General features: G+C 55.2%; 14 protein-coding genes and 1 riboswitch. Of the genes, 2 read left to right on the top strand and 12 right to left on the bottom strand.

The annotated features are described in order from the left end of the window. Positions 1-43: 43 nt before the first annotated feature. Together IIY41_RS01650 and IIY41_RS01645 are read right to left on the bottom strand one after the other, a co-directional pair. Positions 44-829 carry a TatD family hydrolase gene (locus IIY41_RS01650; protein WP_050004822.1) on the bottom strand — a complete coding sequence of 262 codons (786 nt, stop codon included), beginning with the start codon at positions 827-829 and terminating at the stop codon, positions 44-46. A 98-nt stretch (positions 830-927) separates the two neighbouring features. Further along, positions 928-1,025: riboswitch (purine riboswitch) on the bottom strand. Positions 1,026-1,303: 278 nt separating this feature from the next. Continuing rightward, positions 1,304-2,077, bottom strand: coding sequence for an AIM24 family protein (locus IIY41_RS01645; protein ID WP_055079587.1), 774 nt, complete (start codon positions 2,075-2,077; stop codon positions 1,304-1,306). A gap of 494 nt (positions 2,078-2,571) precedes the next feature. Between IIY41_RS01645 and IIY41_RS01640 the strand changes: the two genes are divergently transcribed. Continuing rightward, positions 2,572-3,099 carry a hypothetical protein gene (locus IIY41_RS01640; protein ID WP_256291177.1) on the top strand — a complete coding sequence of 176 codons (528 nt, stop codon included), beginning with the start codon at positions 2,572-2,574 and terminating at the stop codon, positions 3,097-3,099. Positions 3,100-3,330: 231 nt separating this feature from the next. Here IIY41_RS01640 and IIY41_RS01635 read toward each other — a convergent pair whose 3' ends face one another. From IIY41_RS01635 to IIY41_RS01595, 9 genes are all read right to left on the bottom strand, one after another. After that, positions 3,331-4,689 carry an FAD-dependent oxidoreductase gene (locus tag IIY41_RS01635; protein ID WP_134107706.1) on the bottom strand — a complete coding sequence of 453 codons (1,359 nt, stop codon included), beginning with the start codon at positions 4,687-4,689 and terminating at the stop codon, positions 3,331-3,333. Between the two features lie 529 nt (positions 4,690-5,218). Continuing rightward, positions 5,219-5,353: a hypothetical protein gene (locus IIY41_RS01630; protein ID WP_256291176.1), complete on the bottom strand. Its 135-nt coding sequence runs from the start codon at positions 5,351-5,353 to the stop codon at positions 5,219-5,221. A 291-nt stretch (positions 5,354-5,644) separates the two neighbouring features. Next, positions 5,645-6,670, bottom strand: coding sequence for a Gfo/Idh/MocA family protein (locus IIY41_RS01625; RefSeq protein ID WP_123158882.1), 1,026 nt, complete (start codon positions 6,668-6,670; stop codon positions 5,645-5,647). A 1-nt stretch (position 6,671) separates the two neighbouring features. Further along, positions 6,672-7,715, bottom strand: coding sequence for a Gfo/Idh/MocA family protein (locus IIY41_RS01620; RefSeq protein ID WP_287399374.1), 1,044 nt, complete (start codon positions 7,713-7,715; stop codon positions 6,672-6,674). A gap of 61 nt (positions 7,716-7,776) precedes the next feature. After that, complete coding sequence (locus IIY41_RS01615) at positions 7,777-8,916, bottom strand: FAD-dependent oxidoreductase (RefSeq protein WP_287399372.1); 1,140 nt, start codon at positions 8,914-8,916, stop codon at positions 7,777-7,779. Continuing rightward, positions 8,888-10,303: an FAD-dependent oxidoreductase gene (locus IIY41_RS01610; protein WP_058723209.1), complete on the bottom strand. Its 1,416-nt coding sequence runs from the start codon at positions 10,301-10,303 to the stop codon at positions 8,888-8,890. Before IIY41_RS01610 ends, IIY41_RS01615 begins: the two co-directional genes overlap by 29 nt. An 11-nt stretch (positions 10,304-10,314) precedes the next feature. Then, positions 10,315-11,193: a carbohydrate ABC transporter permease gene (locus tag IIY41_RS01605; RefSeq protein WP_123158879.1), complete on the bottom strand. Its 879-nt coding sequence runs from the start codon at positions 11,191-11,193 to the stop codon at positions 10,315-10,317. Continuing rightward, positions 11,183-12,055, bottom strand: coding sequence for a carbohydrate ABC transporter permease (locus IIY41_RS01600; RefSeq protein WP_165858967.1), 873 nt, complete (start codon positions 12,053-12,055; stop codon positions 11,183-11,185). The genes IIY41_RS01605 and IIY41_RS01600 overlap by 11 nt, the downstream gene beginning before the upstream one ends. Before the next feature lie 143 nt (positions 12,056-12,198). Further along, positions 12,199-13,572 (bottom strand): ABC transporter substrate-binding protein, encoded by a 1,374-nt coding sequence (locus tag IIY41_RS01595; RefSeq protein WP_082670725.1) that lies wholly within the window; start codon positions 13,570-13,572, stop codon positions 12,199-12,201. A 433-nt stretch (positions 13,573-14,005) separates the two neighbouring features. Between IIY41_RS01595 and IIY41_RS01590 the strand changes: the two genes are divergently transcribed. Further along, complete coding sequence (locus tag IIY41_RS01590; RefSeq protein ID WP_058723214.1) at positions 14,006-15,031, top strand: LacI family DNA-binding transcriptional regulator; 1,026 nt, start codon at positions 14,006-14,008, stop codon at positions 15,029-15,031. A 423-nt stretch (positions 15,032-15,454) separates the two neighbouring features. On the opposite strand, the gene IIY41_RS01585 is transcribed toward IIY41_RS01590, so the two are convergent. Beyond that, positions 15,455-15,700, bottom strand: a complete 246-nt coding sequence (locus tag IIY41_RS01585) for a hypothetical protein (RefSeq protein WP_154523627.1) — start codon at positions 15,698-15,700, stop codon at positions 15,455-15,457. Positions 15,701-15,960 lie beyond the last annotated feature (260 nt).

Here is a 15,960-nt window from a genome sequence, read left to right as displayed (position 1 = left end):
ATCCTGAACCGGCGCGGCCGCGCCGGTACCCGATACAAAACGATCAGATGCCAAACATCCGGCGGGCGTTTTCACGCGCAGCCAAAGCCACCTCCTGCGGGGTAACGTCTCCGCGTATCTGTGCGACAACTTCACATACGTCCGCAATCATATCCGAAGTCGCCCGTTTGCCTTCAAAGCGGGCGCTGGGTAAAAACGGAGCGTCCGTTTCCAGCAACAGCCGCTCCAACGGCATCTGCCGCACCACCTGGACCAGCTCTCCCGCATTGGAATAAGTGACAGCCGGGCCGATTCCCAGCGAAAGGCCCATTTCCAGAAGCTGAAAGCCATATTCGGCACGGCTGAAAAAACGGTGGATCATCCCGGGGCATGGAAGTTCCGCCAACAGCCGGATGACGTCCTCATCCGCATCCCGGTCGTGGATGACCACAGGCATTCCCTTCCGGCGCGCCAGCTCCAGCTGGGCACGAAATACATTTTTTTGCGTCTCCCGCTGCGCGTATGTGGGACCTGCGCCATCCTCCAAATGGTAATCCAGTCCGATCTCTCCAACGGCCACACACCCGTCCTCCTCCGCCATATCGGAGATCTGCTCCAACCAGCCGGACGGCACGTTGTAGGCCTCCAACGGAAATACGCCTACACTGGCATATACTCCCTCGAACCGTTTCGCCAGGTCCAGTGAGCGCCGGGAGGACGGCACGCTCGAGCCCGAATTGACAATGGCGCACACGCCCGCTTCGCGCAAGGTACGCAGCACCTCGCCGCGGTCTGTGTCGAAGACGGCTTCATCGTAATGTGCGTGTACATCGGTGATGGAATGCAGCATAAAACAACCTCCTGCCCTGTTCAATAAATGCAAAAAAATACGGCCGCCTGCCGCAAAGCATGACGACCACAGCTACAGCACCACGCCCCGCCGGAGCATAGTCCATCTATGGATGACATAGTACCCGGTTTACGGCTGGGTGTAGAAACTGCTCTCCCTATCAGAGCATTATATGCATTTTCAGGAAAACACTTTGAATTCCTGTAATAGCATACCAAAATATGAATTAAAATTCAACGGTATCCGACAAAAAACTCCAACTTTCCGGCATCGTCCTTTTGCCCTCCGGGTTCGTAAACAGCCGCGCCGGGAATGGATACGCAGTCTGTACACCGGCGCAGGCGCCAAGCAAAAGAGCCCGCCCGACCCCATAACCGCGCGGCAAAAGCGGCGGACAGCCTTCAGCGGATAACCTGCCGCTTTTTACAATTACACCGGCGGACTGTTGCCGGGCGCCGTCGGGAAATGCCTCAATCAAATATTCGGCATTTTTGCGGTAGGCATCATCAGCACCTTGCCCGTACCACGGTACACATTTACAAGCCCCTCCCCGGAAGCCGCTGAACCGATCAGGCTCTTACCAGACCGCTCCACCGTAAATTCAAGGCCCGCGCTCCAGGCGATCGCGTAGTTCCCGTCGATCTTCAACACATCATTTTCCAATATGATCTCTACCAATTCTTCCTTGGGGCACTCTGCCTCGATGCAAAACGCACCACTGCCGTTCAAGCTCAGATTAAACAGCCCTTCGCCGCCGGCGACCGCCGAGGAGAAATTTGAGCGCATGACTGCTTTGTGTTTGAGGCTTGAGTCACAGGCAAGAAACAAGCCGTCGTCCAGCACCACAGAGCCGCCCCAATCGGCCGCATCCATCAGCAGGAGATGCTTATAGGTAGGTTCCAAAACAAGCATACCGCTGCCGGTATATTCCGGCTTGATCGCAGATTCCCCCGTTACCTTGCCCCGTACAGCTTTTCCGAAAAGGTCCCCAACGCCTTTGATTCCTGTGGTCGCGCTGACATTGCCCAGCATCCACTGCATGGCCCCGGCCTGGATGGTAATATTCGCATGATTCAAATCACATATGACCTGCCGCTTTTTTACGTTCATCTGAGCACAGTAAAAAGCCGTGACAGCCGAACCCGGCGTCACGCTCAGGTCCCTTTGGTATTCAATAACGGTGAAGGGCCCTTTTTGATCAAGTGTTTTAACGTCATCATTGTCGGTAAAATTGGATACGCGATACATATTTTTCCCTCTCTTCGTTGTTTTGTTGTCTACGGTTCCGCCGCACGCCGGCTCTCAAGAGTGCTTTAATCGAAAAACCAGCTTACAGCCACAGCACTGTATTTGCGCCCCTCCCTTTTACAGTGCGCGCCTTCCGATTTTCAGCATAACTTTTTTTACATCTTTTTTCAATAACGTACAAAATGTAAAATATTTTGAGTTCTTGACCAGAAAACCTGTAAACGGCCAATAACGCTATAGACCATATTTTCCACAAAACCTGCCGGAGCGCTTTATGGTATCCGCCGGAGACGCAGCTTCGCCTGCTGATGTTCCCGGAAACTGTTGAGCCCTCAAAACTGTTTGTCCTGATTTTTTGTGGCTGCCATGCAGTGTCCATGTTATAATAAGAAAAACGGGTCCGCTGCCCGTAAATCATCGAAACGAAGGTGGATACTATGTGCAAATATATCACACAAGGCAAAGCGGATGGAAACTCCTGCGGAGCTTTCACCTTGGCTTATTACGAATGGGAGGTTTCCGGGCACGCCAAAGCTGAAGCCGCCGACAGGGCATACATATCTGCTCTGTATAACGACATCGTCTTTGGCTGCGCGATGCCAGGCTTTGAAAGCTATTCCAACCCCATGCTTATGATGCGCCGCTTGGCAAAGCAGGGCGCAAAACCAGTATTCCATCTCGGGGAAAACCCGCTGATCCGGCAAATGTTCGGCGTACTGAGCGCGGCCGCCAAGCAGGAAGTCGCACAAATGAAGATGTTGGGGATGCTCTGTGAAGCCGCGCTGGACGTGGAACAGGCGGCAGAATACGCCATCCTGGTGTGTCAAATGCTGGAAAATGGCGCGCCTGTAAACAAACTTCATTATGTTCTGATGAAAAAGAGCTGTGATAGGGAGCCGCTCATCCTAAACCCGTGGCACGGTGAAGCCCTCCCTCCGGCCCAACCTCTCACCCCCGGCGCATCTGTGGAACCAAGCCTTGTCTGGACAGGCGCAGCCATTGAAATTCTTCTTCCCGGCTGAACCGCAAGCGCAGCGGCAGGGAATCCAAAAGTCTAAAATCGCAGAAAAAACCGGCTGCAATTTGAATTTAAACAGTCTAAATTCAAATTGCAGCCGGTTCTGATTTGTATGACTGTTACGAAACAGATACCCACTCCGAAATGAGTACTCCGGATCAGAACGAATCCGTTTCCGTTTTTGCGTTGAAATTTTTGGTTCTTGTTTTTTGAGGCCGATCCTGTTTCATGCCGCTCAGAACAGATTTCCATTCTCCCGCAGCGTGGCCCGCAGGGCGTCCACATCCACGTCGCGCAGCTCAATTCCCTTATCGACGCTCATTGCCGCGGCCGTACCGGCCGCTTCACCCACAGCGATACACGGTCCCATCACCCGCGCCGAGGCAAACACCTGTGTGTCCACGCTGATCGTGCGTCCGCTCAACAGCAGGCCGTTCAGGCTTTCGGGCACAAGGCAGCCGTAGGGGATTCCAAATGGCTCTGCCACCGGAGTGAGGTCAATGTGATCTTTCACGCCGCTGTGAATATCAATATTGTATGCTGACTGAGCGACGGCCTCCCTCTTTGTCTCCGGCGCATACATCGTCTCGTGCGTCAAGCGCTTTACGCCGACAAAGTGCCTTGTTTCTCGCACGCCCAGAGTGGGTGAGATACCGGCCAGCTGGGCCTGCTCAAAGCCGGGCAGATATTTGTTCATGAACGCCATCAGCTCTCGGACCTGCAAATAGCCTTCCTCCAGCCCTTTTGACAGTTGATACGGGTCGGAAGCGTCGATCTCAATAATGCGCGACGTGTTGATGGCCAGCATTCCGTCCACAGGGGTGGTGATGTGGATAAACTGGTTGCGCGGGACATGAAAATCGCCTTTCGCCTTCGCTTTTTTGATCAGTTCATCCATCCCGATGAAGCAGTGGCCTCTGCTTGCACGAAAAAACGTCGGGTCGTACCCTTTTGCATAATCCTCCTTGATTCCAAAATTCTCCGGACTCTGCTCAGCAAAATCTAAAAATTTTTCCAAATTATAATTTGTTACCGTAAACATCAGTGTGCACGGCTGCATAATTCCCGTGCCATCCTGGCCCGACATATACCGTGCTCCCGCCATATATGCCAGATCGCCGTCGCCGGTGCCGTCGATGTACACCTTCGCCTCGATGAGCGTTCGGGTGCACTTGCCGTATACCTCGGCGCACACCACGCGCCCATTCTCTATCGTCGCATCCAGCAGTTCACTGTTGAATAGAACCTCCACGCCCGCCTCGCGGCACATCTCCACTGCCACGATCTTGAACCAATCCGGCGAAATAGGGGTGATCGAGTTGTGTACCGGGCATGGGTAATGACCAATCGCGCCTCCGTATCCCGTCAGTCGGTCGATCAGCTCCTGCGCGATTCCGCCCAGTGCCTTACGGCCCTGCCGGTCCAGATATCCCAGAATCCCCAGCCCGGACGCCGCCGTTCCACCCAGAAAGCTGTTTCGCTCCACCAAAATCGTTTTTTTCCCCATTCGCGCAGCGCGTATCGCAGCCGGAAGGCCGCCCGGCCCGCCGCCGATCACCGCCACATCACAGGTTTTTGTCTGAACTTTTTTCATTTAGACACCGTCTTTCTCTGTATTGAGTTCAAATTCGCCGAAACAAGTGTTCCTTCTTTGGCGAAAACACGCTTCGGTTATAAAGATGCTACAGCGAGCCCACAGGGAATTCTGCGCGTCCCGCGCAGGCCCGCCGCAATGTCAGGGCAGCAGACGGATTTTCTTATTGCTCGATACGGAGAGGCCGCGCAACAAAAGTTTGGTTGGTGCAGCCTCGCCCTGTGCCCCACGACGGTGGCCGGACGCTCTTAAGAGCCGGACGCTGGGCTCTTCCATACACTACTTCTTAGCGGCAGCGCGATTCAGCATTGTTGGAAGCGCCCCCATTTGGGTTGTGAGCCTGCCTGCCGCATTGGAAAAAGCAGTGATGTTCCCCTCTCTTCCTCGGGTACAGCGCGTAACAAGGCTGTGCCCCGGCCCCTCAGCCGCCAGAGTAGGGCACCCCAAAATCGTCGCCCGCGCCGCCCGTGGTGTCTACGGCATGCACGCGCACGCCATAGGTACCCATCAGGCCGCTGTTGACACCCGCTCAGCAGTATGCGTCTTTGGGCGTCACCAGCACCGGTGTCGTGGCGTGACGCGTCAGTGCAGCGATACCGTCCTCCAGCCTTTTACAGCCGGTGAGCAGTTCCATCTCTTCTTCAGAAACGTTCATGTCTGCCAACCGCAGGGCCTCCAGCATCTCCTTTTTAGCGTGCTGCGGGTATCCCAAAGCAGCGGGCAGTAGTTTTGAGCGTAGCTGATATGAGCGCGCCCGCTTTTTTCGCGCTCAGAGCCGCATACGGCGCGGCACTGCGATTGGGCTTGTCGGTAAGAGGCACTCATGCTGTACAATATGAAATATGCCCGCGCGTTGGAGGAAAGGCTTCTCTCCTCCGGAAGTAATCGTTTCTTCTAATTACCTATAAAAAGCAACAGCGTTTCGGAAATGTCCCGAAAGGATCTGTTTTTTCACTTAAGAATATTGCACCTCCACCGGACGATGCAGACGAGCCGATTCGTGTATCGCTCCAATGGCAAAACAAACATCCGCCGCCTCCTGCAGCGTACTGTTGAAGGGGCGGGATTCAAGAAGACCCTGTGCGAAACAGCACAGATTGTCCACGGCGAAACCGGCTACGCGGTCGTTGATCTCCGGGCGGGCAATGCAGCTGGGTGTCTCCATGCGCTGCGGCGAGTATACGCGCAGCAAATCACTGTCAGAACCGTTGATCTTCACCATTCCCCGCCTACACAGCACCGTGCACTTCATATCGATCAGTGCTGGGCTACCGTCGGGCACGATCCAGCCGTTCTCCATTTGAGCGATCGTTCCGTTTTCCATCTCGATGGAAGTCTGGTACAAATCCACTGCGGGAACGCCCATCGAATCCAGCACGCCCCGGGTGCTCATTGCGTAGACTTTTCGCGGGCGGGAACCGCTTAAAAAACAAAGCAGGTCCAGCGAATGCACGCCCACAAACCACAAGATGGAGGATTCTTTGGCCCACGAGAGCATCTCCGTGGCTACGCTGCAGGCATCGTTCATGCGCATATACAGACTGCACACCTCCCCCAGTTCTCCGCCGGCGATTCGCTGGCGTGCCAGGGCAAAAGGCGGATTTACCCGGTTGTGCAGATCACACATCACGCGCACGCCGTTCTGCTTCGCCGCCTGTACAATGGCGTTCACGTCCTCACGGCTGGTCGCAAGCGGCTTTTCTACCAAAACATGCTTTCCCGCACGGGCAGCATCCACCGCCACCTGTCTGTGCAGATGATCCGGCGTCGCCACTGACACTGCTTCGCAGGAGCACTGCGCCAGAAGCGCGCGGTGATCGGTGTACCAGGGTACGCCGTATTGCGCGCCCAAGGCGGCAGCCCGCGCTGTGTCCCGGTCGCACACGGCAGCCAGCCGGGTGTACGGCAGTTCACTCCACACCCGTGCGTGAAAAGAGCCGAAAGTGCCCAAGCCCACCACTGCACATCTCAGATACTCCATCCTACACCTCGTACAGGCCCGATACTTCCACAGGGACGCGTGCTCGGGCAGATTCCATAATAGCCAAAATGGTCAGCGAGGTGTTAGCCGCGTCGTACAAGGTGAGCGGGAAATCTTTTCCGGTGTACAATCCATCCACAAAGCCTCGAATGCTTTCAAAGGCAAAGCCCTTGGGCTGGCCGAAGATATGATTCTGCACAATAACATCGGGCACCTCTACTTTTTCATCCGTATATTTCTGTATCAGGTTGTGGTTGGAGGCATCGATGGCGATCATCCCCTTCGTGCCCAGCAGATTGCACTTGATGTCGTTGACACACGGGTTTGCATTGGGGGTAATCCATCCATTTTCCATGTGGGCGATAGCACCGTTTTTGAATTCCAGCGTAGTGAGATATTCGTCCACAGTGTCCACCCCCAGTCCCTTCAGGACGCCGGAACGGCTGACACAGTAAACTCGCTCCACCTCGGAGCCAAATATCCACCGCAGGGTGTCGAGGCTGTGGCTTCCCAAAAACCATAAAATTGAAGACTGAGCCGCCCAAGGCAGCAGATCGGTAGCCACCCATTTGATGTCGTTCAAACGGAAGTAGCCGCTGTACAACTCGCCCAGTTCGCCTGCGCGCACCGCTGTATAAGCTGCGTTGAAGGGCGGCGACCATCGATTGTGGAAGTCTACCATGACGCGTACGCCATTTTCCTCAATAGCGTTCACCATACGCTGCACATCCTCCCGCGTGGTGGCAAGCGGCTTTTCAATAAGCACCGCCTTTTTTGCTCTGGCGCATGCAATGGTCATCTCTGCGTGGAGATAATCCGGCGTGACGATCGCCACCGCATCGCAGCCGCTTTTTTCCAGCATTTCATGATAATCCTGATACACTTGGGGAATGCCGAGCTCCTGCGCTACGGCCTGCGCCTTGGACAGATTTGCGTCACAGATGGCCACCGTTTCGGCAAACGGATGCGCATTGTAAATTTGAGCATGATTTTTGCCCCATGTACCCGCACCGATAATGGCCATTTTCACATTGGAACTCATCATAGTACGATACTCCTTCTTTCTTTAAAAACAGTTTTCTGCCGCTTTGTCCCGCTAAATCATCTTACAGCAGCAGGCCCGTGGTACGGCGCACCTGCTCTGCCGTTACCATACCCGGTACGCCGCCCTGCCGCACCGCCAATGCCGCACAGGCTCCGGCCGCCTCGCCTGTGGCCAATGCAGAGCCAAGTTCCCCGTGTTCTGCCGCCAGGGCTCCGCACACCAGCAACCCCGCCGGCTGCGGCACATTCAAATGTGAAACGCCAAAATACAGCGGCCTTCCGTCCCGCCCTGCAGTAACTGCCGCGGCCTGCTCCGGCCCGCATACGCTTTTTTCCGCGCGGCGCACCACCGGCGCACCACAAAGCTGCAGTTGCGGTGAAACACTCGATAGCCGCACAGCGGAAAGCTCTGATCGGGCGCACAGGCTGCGCAACAATTCCAGCGCCTTTGTATGCGCCTGCACAGCAGCCCTCGTGCGTGAAGCAGGGTCTGAAGGGTCCACCTTGCAGGCAAGCGGTAGCTGTACCAAAAAACGGTTGGGTTCCACACAGGCATAGACGGTACAGACTGGCCCTCCCTCCGTCAGAGGCCCCTCGTAGCGGGCGCCGGGGCGTGCTTTGGCAAAGCCCGGCTCCGCACCGCTTTTTTTTCGGTGCCAGAGCTCGGCGGCTTCCAACCCAGTGAGAGTCAGAGCCGCGCAGGCTTCCAGGGGCGGGTCCTGTTCCAGCGCCCCTGCGCTGCGCGCCAGATCGCCCGCACCCGTGGCGTCTATCGCAACAGGGGCCTCGACCTCCAACAGCGTATCCTTTCCCACCGCGGTGAGACCGCGCACCGCACCGCCGCAAAGGCGCACCTCATAGGCCTCGCTGTACAGCAGAACGTCTACGCCGCTCTCCCGGCACAAGCGGTGGAACGCCAGTTTCACCGTCTCACCGTTCACCGGGATCTCCGGTCCATCCAGCGGGCCCGCCGTGCCGCCCAAGTCCGTAAGGATGCATAGAAATTCGTCCAACAGCGGCGTGTGCTGCGGCGCCACCCCGCGCAAAGGCATGCCCAGAGCCGCCGCACCGCCCAGAAAGCCTGTCCTCTCCAACAGCAGCACCCGCGCGCCGGTTCGGGTGGCCGCCACGGCGGCAAACACACCGGATGCGCCTCCCCCTGCGCAGACTACGTCATATCGCAGATTTTTCAACGTTTTCATGACTTGCCACCTCCTGTGGTATCGTCAATACGGCTCCGTTCTCCTTCAGCAGCGCACGCAGATTCTCCACCGGCACCTGTGCCGGAGTGCAATTGAGCCGTACACACAGCGCCGCCGCCAGGCCCGCGGCCTCCCCTAGCGCCATGCAGGTGCCCATAACCCGGCTGGAACCATAGGCCACCCGGTCGGCACAAATCAGCCGCCCTGTGAACAGCACCCCGTCCATTTGTCCGGGCACCATACAGCCGTAGGGGATTCCGTATCCACGCTCCACAATGTATAGTTCACTGCCTTCATCCCGACCGTGATGGATGTCCACGTTATACCCGCAGAGCGCAATCGTATCTCTTGGAATTGCCCCTGCGCGCACATCCTTTTCCTGCAGACAGCGACGGCCCAAAAAGCGCCTTGTCTCCCGCACGCCCAGCACCGGTGCAATAAAGGAGAGTGCGCACCGTTCATAGCCTGGTATGTATTTGGGCATGAACTGGAGCAATTCCTCCACTTGGCGGCAGGCCTCGCCGGTGCCCCGGCTGAGCTGCCAAAGGTCCGTGCCGTCGAAATCTGTCAGGCGAGTGTTGTTGATGATGGTCGTATCGTCGTTGGGATGCGTGATGATCGAAAAGCGGTCGCGCGGAACATCCACATAGTCTCCGTTGGCGCGTGCGCGGCGAATTAGTGCGTCCAGCCCCAGCAGGTTATATCCCTGCACCGTTCGAAAAAACGCTGCGTCTACATTCATCTCATATCCCTGCGGTGTTTCCACTTCGGAGGGATAGCGCTCCACATATTCCAGCAGTTTTTCTTTCTTCACCCCCGACACGGCGAAGATCAAAGAGGCGGGCTGTAACTCGCCGTCGGGGCCTCCCTTCTCAAAGGGAATACCGATGCTCTCGCACAGGTCGCCGTCACCGGTGGCATCGATAAACACCTGTGCCTCCACCTCAAACCGCTTGGCACGGCCCTGCACATACACACGGCGCAGCCGGTGCCCGTATACCTTGCCCGCCACAAACGTGCAGCCCAGCAGCATCTGCACGCCAACCTCGCCGCACATTTCAAACAGCAACAGCCGCACCAGCGCAGCGTTTACCGGCGTAAGACTGTTTAGAACGGGACATGGATTGTGCCCCAGCGTGCCGTGCATTCGGCCCAAACGGTCCACGATCTCCTGGGCGATACCGCCTATGACCGTATTGCCCGCGCGGTCTTTAAAGCCAAGAGTCCCCAGGCCCGACACAAGCACTCCGCCCAGAAAATCCTCCCGCTCCACAAGCAGCACGTGTGCGCCCTGGCGCGCCGCTGCCAGTGCCGCGACTACTCCGCTCACGCCGCCGCCCAGCACCGCTACGTCGCAGCGGACGGCCTGCGCAGTTTTCTTCTGCATACTTTTCCTCCTCAGCCCTTTACGGCTCCCTGTGTAAGTCCGGACACCATCAGCTTTCCCAGGAACGAGAACACCACCAGAATAGGCAGCACCGCAATCATGGCCGAGGCCATCAGCGCGCCCCAGTCGGTACCGAAAAAGCCGCGGAAATAATAGATTACCAACTGGATGGAACGCAATTCCGGCGAATCGATCATTACGGCAGCAGTGATAAACTCGTTCCACGCGCCGATAAACAGGAACAGTGCTGAAGATGCAATAGAGGGCAGAATCAGACGCGGAATCAACCGGCCGATAATATAAGCCCGGCTGCAGCCATCAATGAGTGCCGCGTCCTCGATTTCCAGAGGAATGGCCTCAATGCCGCCCTTCATGATCCATATCGCCATGGGCAGATTGTATGCGGTATACAGCAGAATCAGCGTATACCATTTGTTGGTAAGGCCGAGCTCCATCATGTACAAATAGTTGGGGATCAGCATAGCTGCACTGCCAATAGACAGCGGGATGCCTGCGATCACGATGTAAAACAATATTTTTTTAAATGGGAAATGATAGCGCTCAAAGCCATAGGCGGCCAGCAGGCCCAGCACCAGGCCCAGAGCAATGGTGCATGCCGAATAGAGCAGGCTGTTGCGCATACCTATATCTAACCCGTTGCGAAACACGTTGAAGTAGTGCTCCAGGCTGGGTGTGAAGTTGAAAAACTTCGGGGGATACACCAAAATTTCGCGCCGTGTTTTCAGTGACGTAACCAGCCCCCACAAAATAGGGGTAGAGTTCACCACAAGCATGATCAGCAGCAGCACGATCTCTGGCAGCGAGGCGCGCTGCCGGCTGGCCCGGGCGCGCTGCGCAAGACGCTTTTTTTCTGCAATTTTATACGTCATATTTGATCATCCTCACATACAGCACCACAAATACGATATTGACCAAAAACACCAGCACTGACAACGCCGAGGCCAGACCGAATTTGTAGTAGGTAAAACCCATGCGGTACAGCTCGAGCGAGATCACGTTGGTGGCCGTGCCCGGGCCGCCGCCCGTCAGGATGAGCGGCACCGTATTATTGTTGAAATTGCTCATGGTGAGCACGATGGTGGACAGCAGCATGGGCGTTTTAATGAGCGGCAGCTTGATGCGCATAAGTGCCTGCCAGGTATTGGCGCCATCCACACGGGCAGCCTCCAACAACCCTTTGTCCACGCCTTTGAGCCCTGCCAAGATCATCACCATGGAATAGCCGATGGTACGCCATGCCATCACCACGATGAGCGTGACGAGCGAAGCTGTTTTATTTTCAAAAATAGCGACCGGCGCAATACCCAAACACCGTAGGAAATAGTTAAACAAACCAGTGTCTCCGTTCAAAATCCAGCGCCAGAGTACTGTGCCTACCATCATGGAGATAACCCAGGGCAGCAGGCCGATGAGCTGAATCAAATACGCCACCGCACCGGTACGCCGGTCGATCCACAGCGCAAACACCAGGCCCAGCACCATGGAGATGCCTGCCGATACCAACGTTACCAAAATCGTAATACCGAAGGAAGCCCAGATGCCCGGATCCTGAAACAATGTCACGTAGTTTTTAAAGCCTACAAATCCCCCATTCTGCAGGTGATCCAGTTTGAAAAGGCTGCTGTACACAGTGCAGAAAAGCGGTACGACCAGTATCATAACGATGAGAAACATCCCAGGCAGTGTGAGAAACAGCCCCAGATAATCGCGCAGCGTTTTTTTGATCTTCAAACGATATCCTCTCCTTCCACCGCGGCCGCGCACTCGGCCGCCGGATAAAGGAAAGGCGCCCATCGTATAGGAAAGGGCGCCTTTCCGCACGGCGCTCCGCGCGCCTGCTATTTCATGTCCGGCGCCTGCGGGCCGCAGGCGCGTCAGCCACCGTTGCGCTCGTCAAAATCTTTGGCAACACTGGCCAGCGCATCCGGAATTGAGCTTCCGTCCACCATCACCATCTGTGCGGCGCGGTTAAGGTCGTTCTTCCAGGAGCTCACGGGATAATCCGTAGGCTGCGGCCAACCGGCGTTTGTAATGCCGTCTGCCACAACGGTCAAATAACGGTTGTTGGGGTCCTCATAGAAATCACCGAGTTTTTCCATCGTGGATTTGCGGATGGCCAGCTGACCGCCCAGAGTAACCCACAACTCATCGGATTCAGGGCTCATCATAGCCTCTACAAATTTCCCGGCGGCCTCTTTGACCTTGCTGCCGGACCATACGCCCACGCACCAGCCGTTGATGGTGCTGGGGGAATTTCCGTTGCCGTCGGCAGAAGGATACAGCATCAGCTGCACAGCGCTGGGTTCGAAGGGAACGTCTGCGCGCACAGTGGGCACACGCACGGCACCGCCTGTGATGATGGCGTATTTTCCGGCTGCAAACTCGGTGAACAACTCTTCACCAGTCAGGTTCACCGCTGCTTCCGGCGTGATGCCGTACTTGGTGATGCAGTCCAATTGGAACTGAAGCGCTTCCTCGCCTGCGGCATTGGCCCAGTTTGCCTTGCCATCGTCAGTGAACAAGTTGCCCTGCGTGTCCAGCAGCAGGCTGGTCATGATTTGTGGATCTACTTTGTCCACGTTAAATGCCTGGCCAAAGCCATAGCGCTGAATACCAGTCTCCGAATCTACTTCCGTCAATGCCTGGCACACTTCAATAAATTCATCCCATGTTTTGGGCACTTCCAGCCCTTTTTCCTCAAAGAGGTCTGCGCGGTAATACATGGCCATGTAGTTGCGGGAATGGGTAATCTGATAATGCTTGCCGTCCCTCACGCCAAAATTAAAGAATGAGTCGTCGATATCCGCAATCTCCTCCTCCGTCCAATCCTTCAGGAAGAGGTTTTCCAAAGGTTCCAACGCCCCCAGGTCCAGGGCCGCACCCATTTCATCCATGATGCACCAGATGATGTCGGGCGCATTGCCCGCCGCATGTGCGGCAAAAAACTTGGGGGTCATCTGTTCCCAATCTTGCGTTTCCACCACGATCTTGATGCCGGGGTTTTCCGACTCAAAAGTTTCGATCATCTGTTTGAGCGCTTTGCTTCGGCCGTTGTCCGCCTCTGGGTCCAGGAAAGTCCACATGCGCACGACCTGCTCTCCGTCCACGGTGGACGCTCCACCGGATGACGGGGCGGCGGACGAGCTGACCACAGAAGGAGCGGGCTGTGCCCCACACCCCGTGAGCAACATTAAGATCAGGGTCATCGCCATTGCAAAAGCTGTCCAACGCTTTGTGTGTTTGTGCATCTTTTTCCTCCATTTCTGTTGTCTTGCCGCCCGGCGCAGACGGACGGCAATCTGGTTGAAACTCACAGACGTTTGCTGTCTGCCTCTGACAGCTTCAGCATAAATCGTGAAAACGTTTTTTCAAAAGCCTGTTTTTAGCGTTTAAATGAAATTGCATCTATTTATCTAACTATATCATTTATTTTCTCTTGTTTTCTTCTATTTTCATATTCTTCAACATTTTGTGTAAATATATCAATATTTGTATAAAATAATTATTCAATATGATTATTTATTTTGCGAAATCCGGATTAGATCCATCTTTTTCATTTATATCTATTGTTTTTCTGAAACAAAAAAATTATAATATATTCCAGAAAACGTTTTATTGATTTCCCCCTATTGCATTCCACTATAATCCGCCCGCTGCGTGGGCATGAAAGAAGGATGAGCGATGGCCTCCACCATCAAGGATGTAGCACGGTTGGCCGGGGTATCCATTTCTACGGTGTCCCGGGTGGCCAACAACGCCTCCAACGTTTCTCCTCCCATCCGAAAAAAGGTGCTGCGGGCGATCAAGGCACTGAACTATACACCCAACATCGTGGCACGCAGCTTGGAGGCGCGCAGCCTGAAAAACATCGCGGTGGTTATGGGCCGCACCATGGACCAGGCTTTCTCTAATCCAGATTTTTTCGTTATCCTGCAGGGCATCACATCCACGCTGGTCAAGCAAGAGTACAGTACTCTTTTACTTACGGATCTAAAACAATCGATGGAGTTGGAACACTGCATTAAGCTGATTCGCTCGGGTGCGGTGCAAGGTGTGATCGTGGTCGGCTCTTTCGTACATGATCCGCTCCTCAGCCGCCTGCTGGAGGAAGACTGCCCTTTTGTACTCATCGGATATCCACCCGATAATCCCGATATTTACACGACGCCGTTCAACACGGTGTCTACCAATGACAAACAAAGCGCCTATCAGGCTGTGCGCTTTTTGCTGGAGCGAGGCCACCGCCGAATCGGGCTGGTACATGCACCACTCTCCTATGCAGCCAATCGCAAACGGTACGATGGCTATATTGAGGCCATCACCGAGGCTGGCCTGCGGATAGACCACACCCTTATTGCCTCTACCAGCTACGAGGTGTCAGAAACCGTGTCCACCGTTACTGCGCTCCTCACAGTGGCCCATCCTCCCACCGCCGTGTTCTGCACTGACGACTACAAGGCCACCGGCGTTCTGCGGGCGGCGCTTGGGCTTGGCATGCGTGTGCCGGAGGATCTCTCCGTGATGGGCCACAACAACTATCAGATTTCTGAACTCACCACCCCGCCGCTCACCACCGTCACCGTACCCATGTTTGAACTGGGACGGTCGGCAGGCGAGATTCTGATGCGAAAAATCACCGATCCATCCACCCCCATTGAAAATCTATTCTTCCCCAACAGGCTGCTGATACGCGACACGGTAAAATAAGGCTTTCCTCTGGCCAATCCGCGCGGCGAAAACCCAGTCTCGGTCTGTTTTATCAGCTCTGTTGGCGGTTCGTACAGAGTTCTAGCAGCAGCAAACCATTGTGCCGTGGAGAGTTGTCAAGATAGCCGTGAGGTTCACGCCCCATGTCTATTTCCAACGATCTACGGCGGCTGCGCGGAAACAGCAAAATGGCGCGTGCTGTGTGGACCGAATCCAAATTCCTCTTAAGCTCTATTTATATAGTGTATCGCAACGTCGCTCCTATCCCATCAATATTTATGCGCCACGCAGCTGTCAGAAAAAAGGATGTCCATTTGCATTTTACGTCTTAAAAATCCCAACAGTCATAAATTTTGTCACCAGTCAACACATCTGCGGGAGAGCCGCACACCGGCAGTCACCGGCGGCCGTCGTGCCGCCGATTTATTCCACGGTAGCGTCCTGTTCGTCCCGGATCATTCCGTACTTGTTCTTGCGCCGCAGCGATTCATTGCTGTCAACCAGCCGCTTGGGTTGCTTTTGTTCCGCCATAGCGATCCGCCAATCGGACATCACGCGCTCCCTGCTTACGGAAGTTCTGCTATAGCGCACGCTCGTCTGCAGCTCGGCAATCCGCTGCTCCGTCGTCATCGGGTTAAGCATCGGCCACCTTGACAGCTTCGACAGCATACGTACCTTCCTTACGCTTGCAAGAGATGCACAGTATGCTATAGAGATAGATATAAAAGGGAATCTTTCTGTCAGAGTGTCTCACTTTATAAATAAATATCCCCCGGCAAAGCCGGGGGTTTTTCATATGCGGGCATAGCCCTAGAATACTAGCACGCGCGTCACGTCGCGCAAGTACGGTCTGCCAGCCGCGAAAGTTCCGTTACTTGCCGCCCGTAAACGGGCACTTTAGAAGTTTGGCATGGTCAGCTGCTCTCCTG

It is taken from the genome of Ruthenibacterium sp. (assembly GCF_017421385.1).
GTDB lineage: Bacteria > Bacillota > Clostridia > Oscillospirales > Ruminococcaceae > Ruthenibacterium > Ruthenibacterium lactatiformans.
This window is presented reverse-complemented; position numbering and strand designations above follow the sequence as displayed.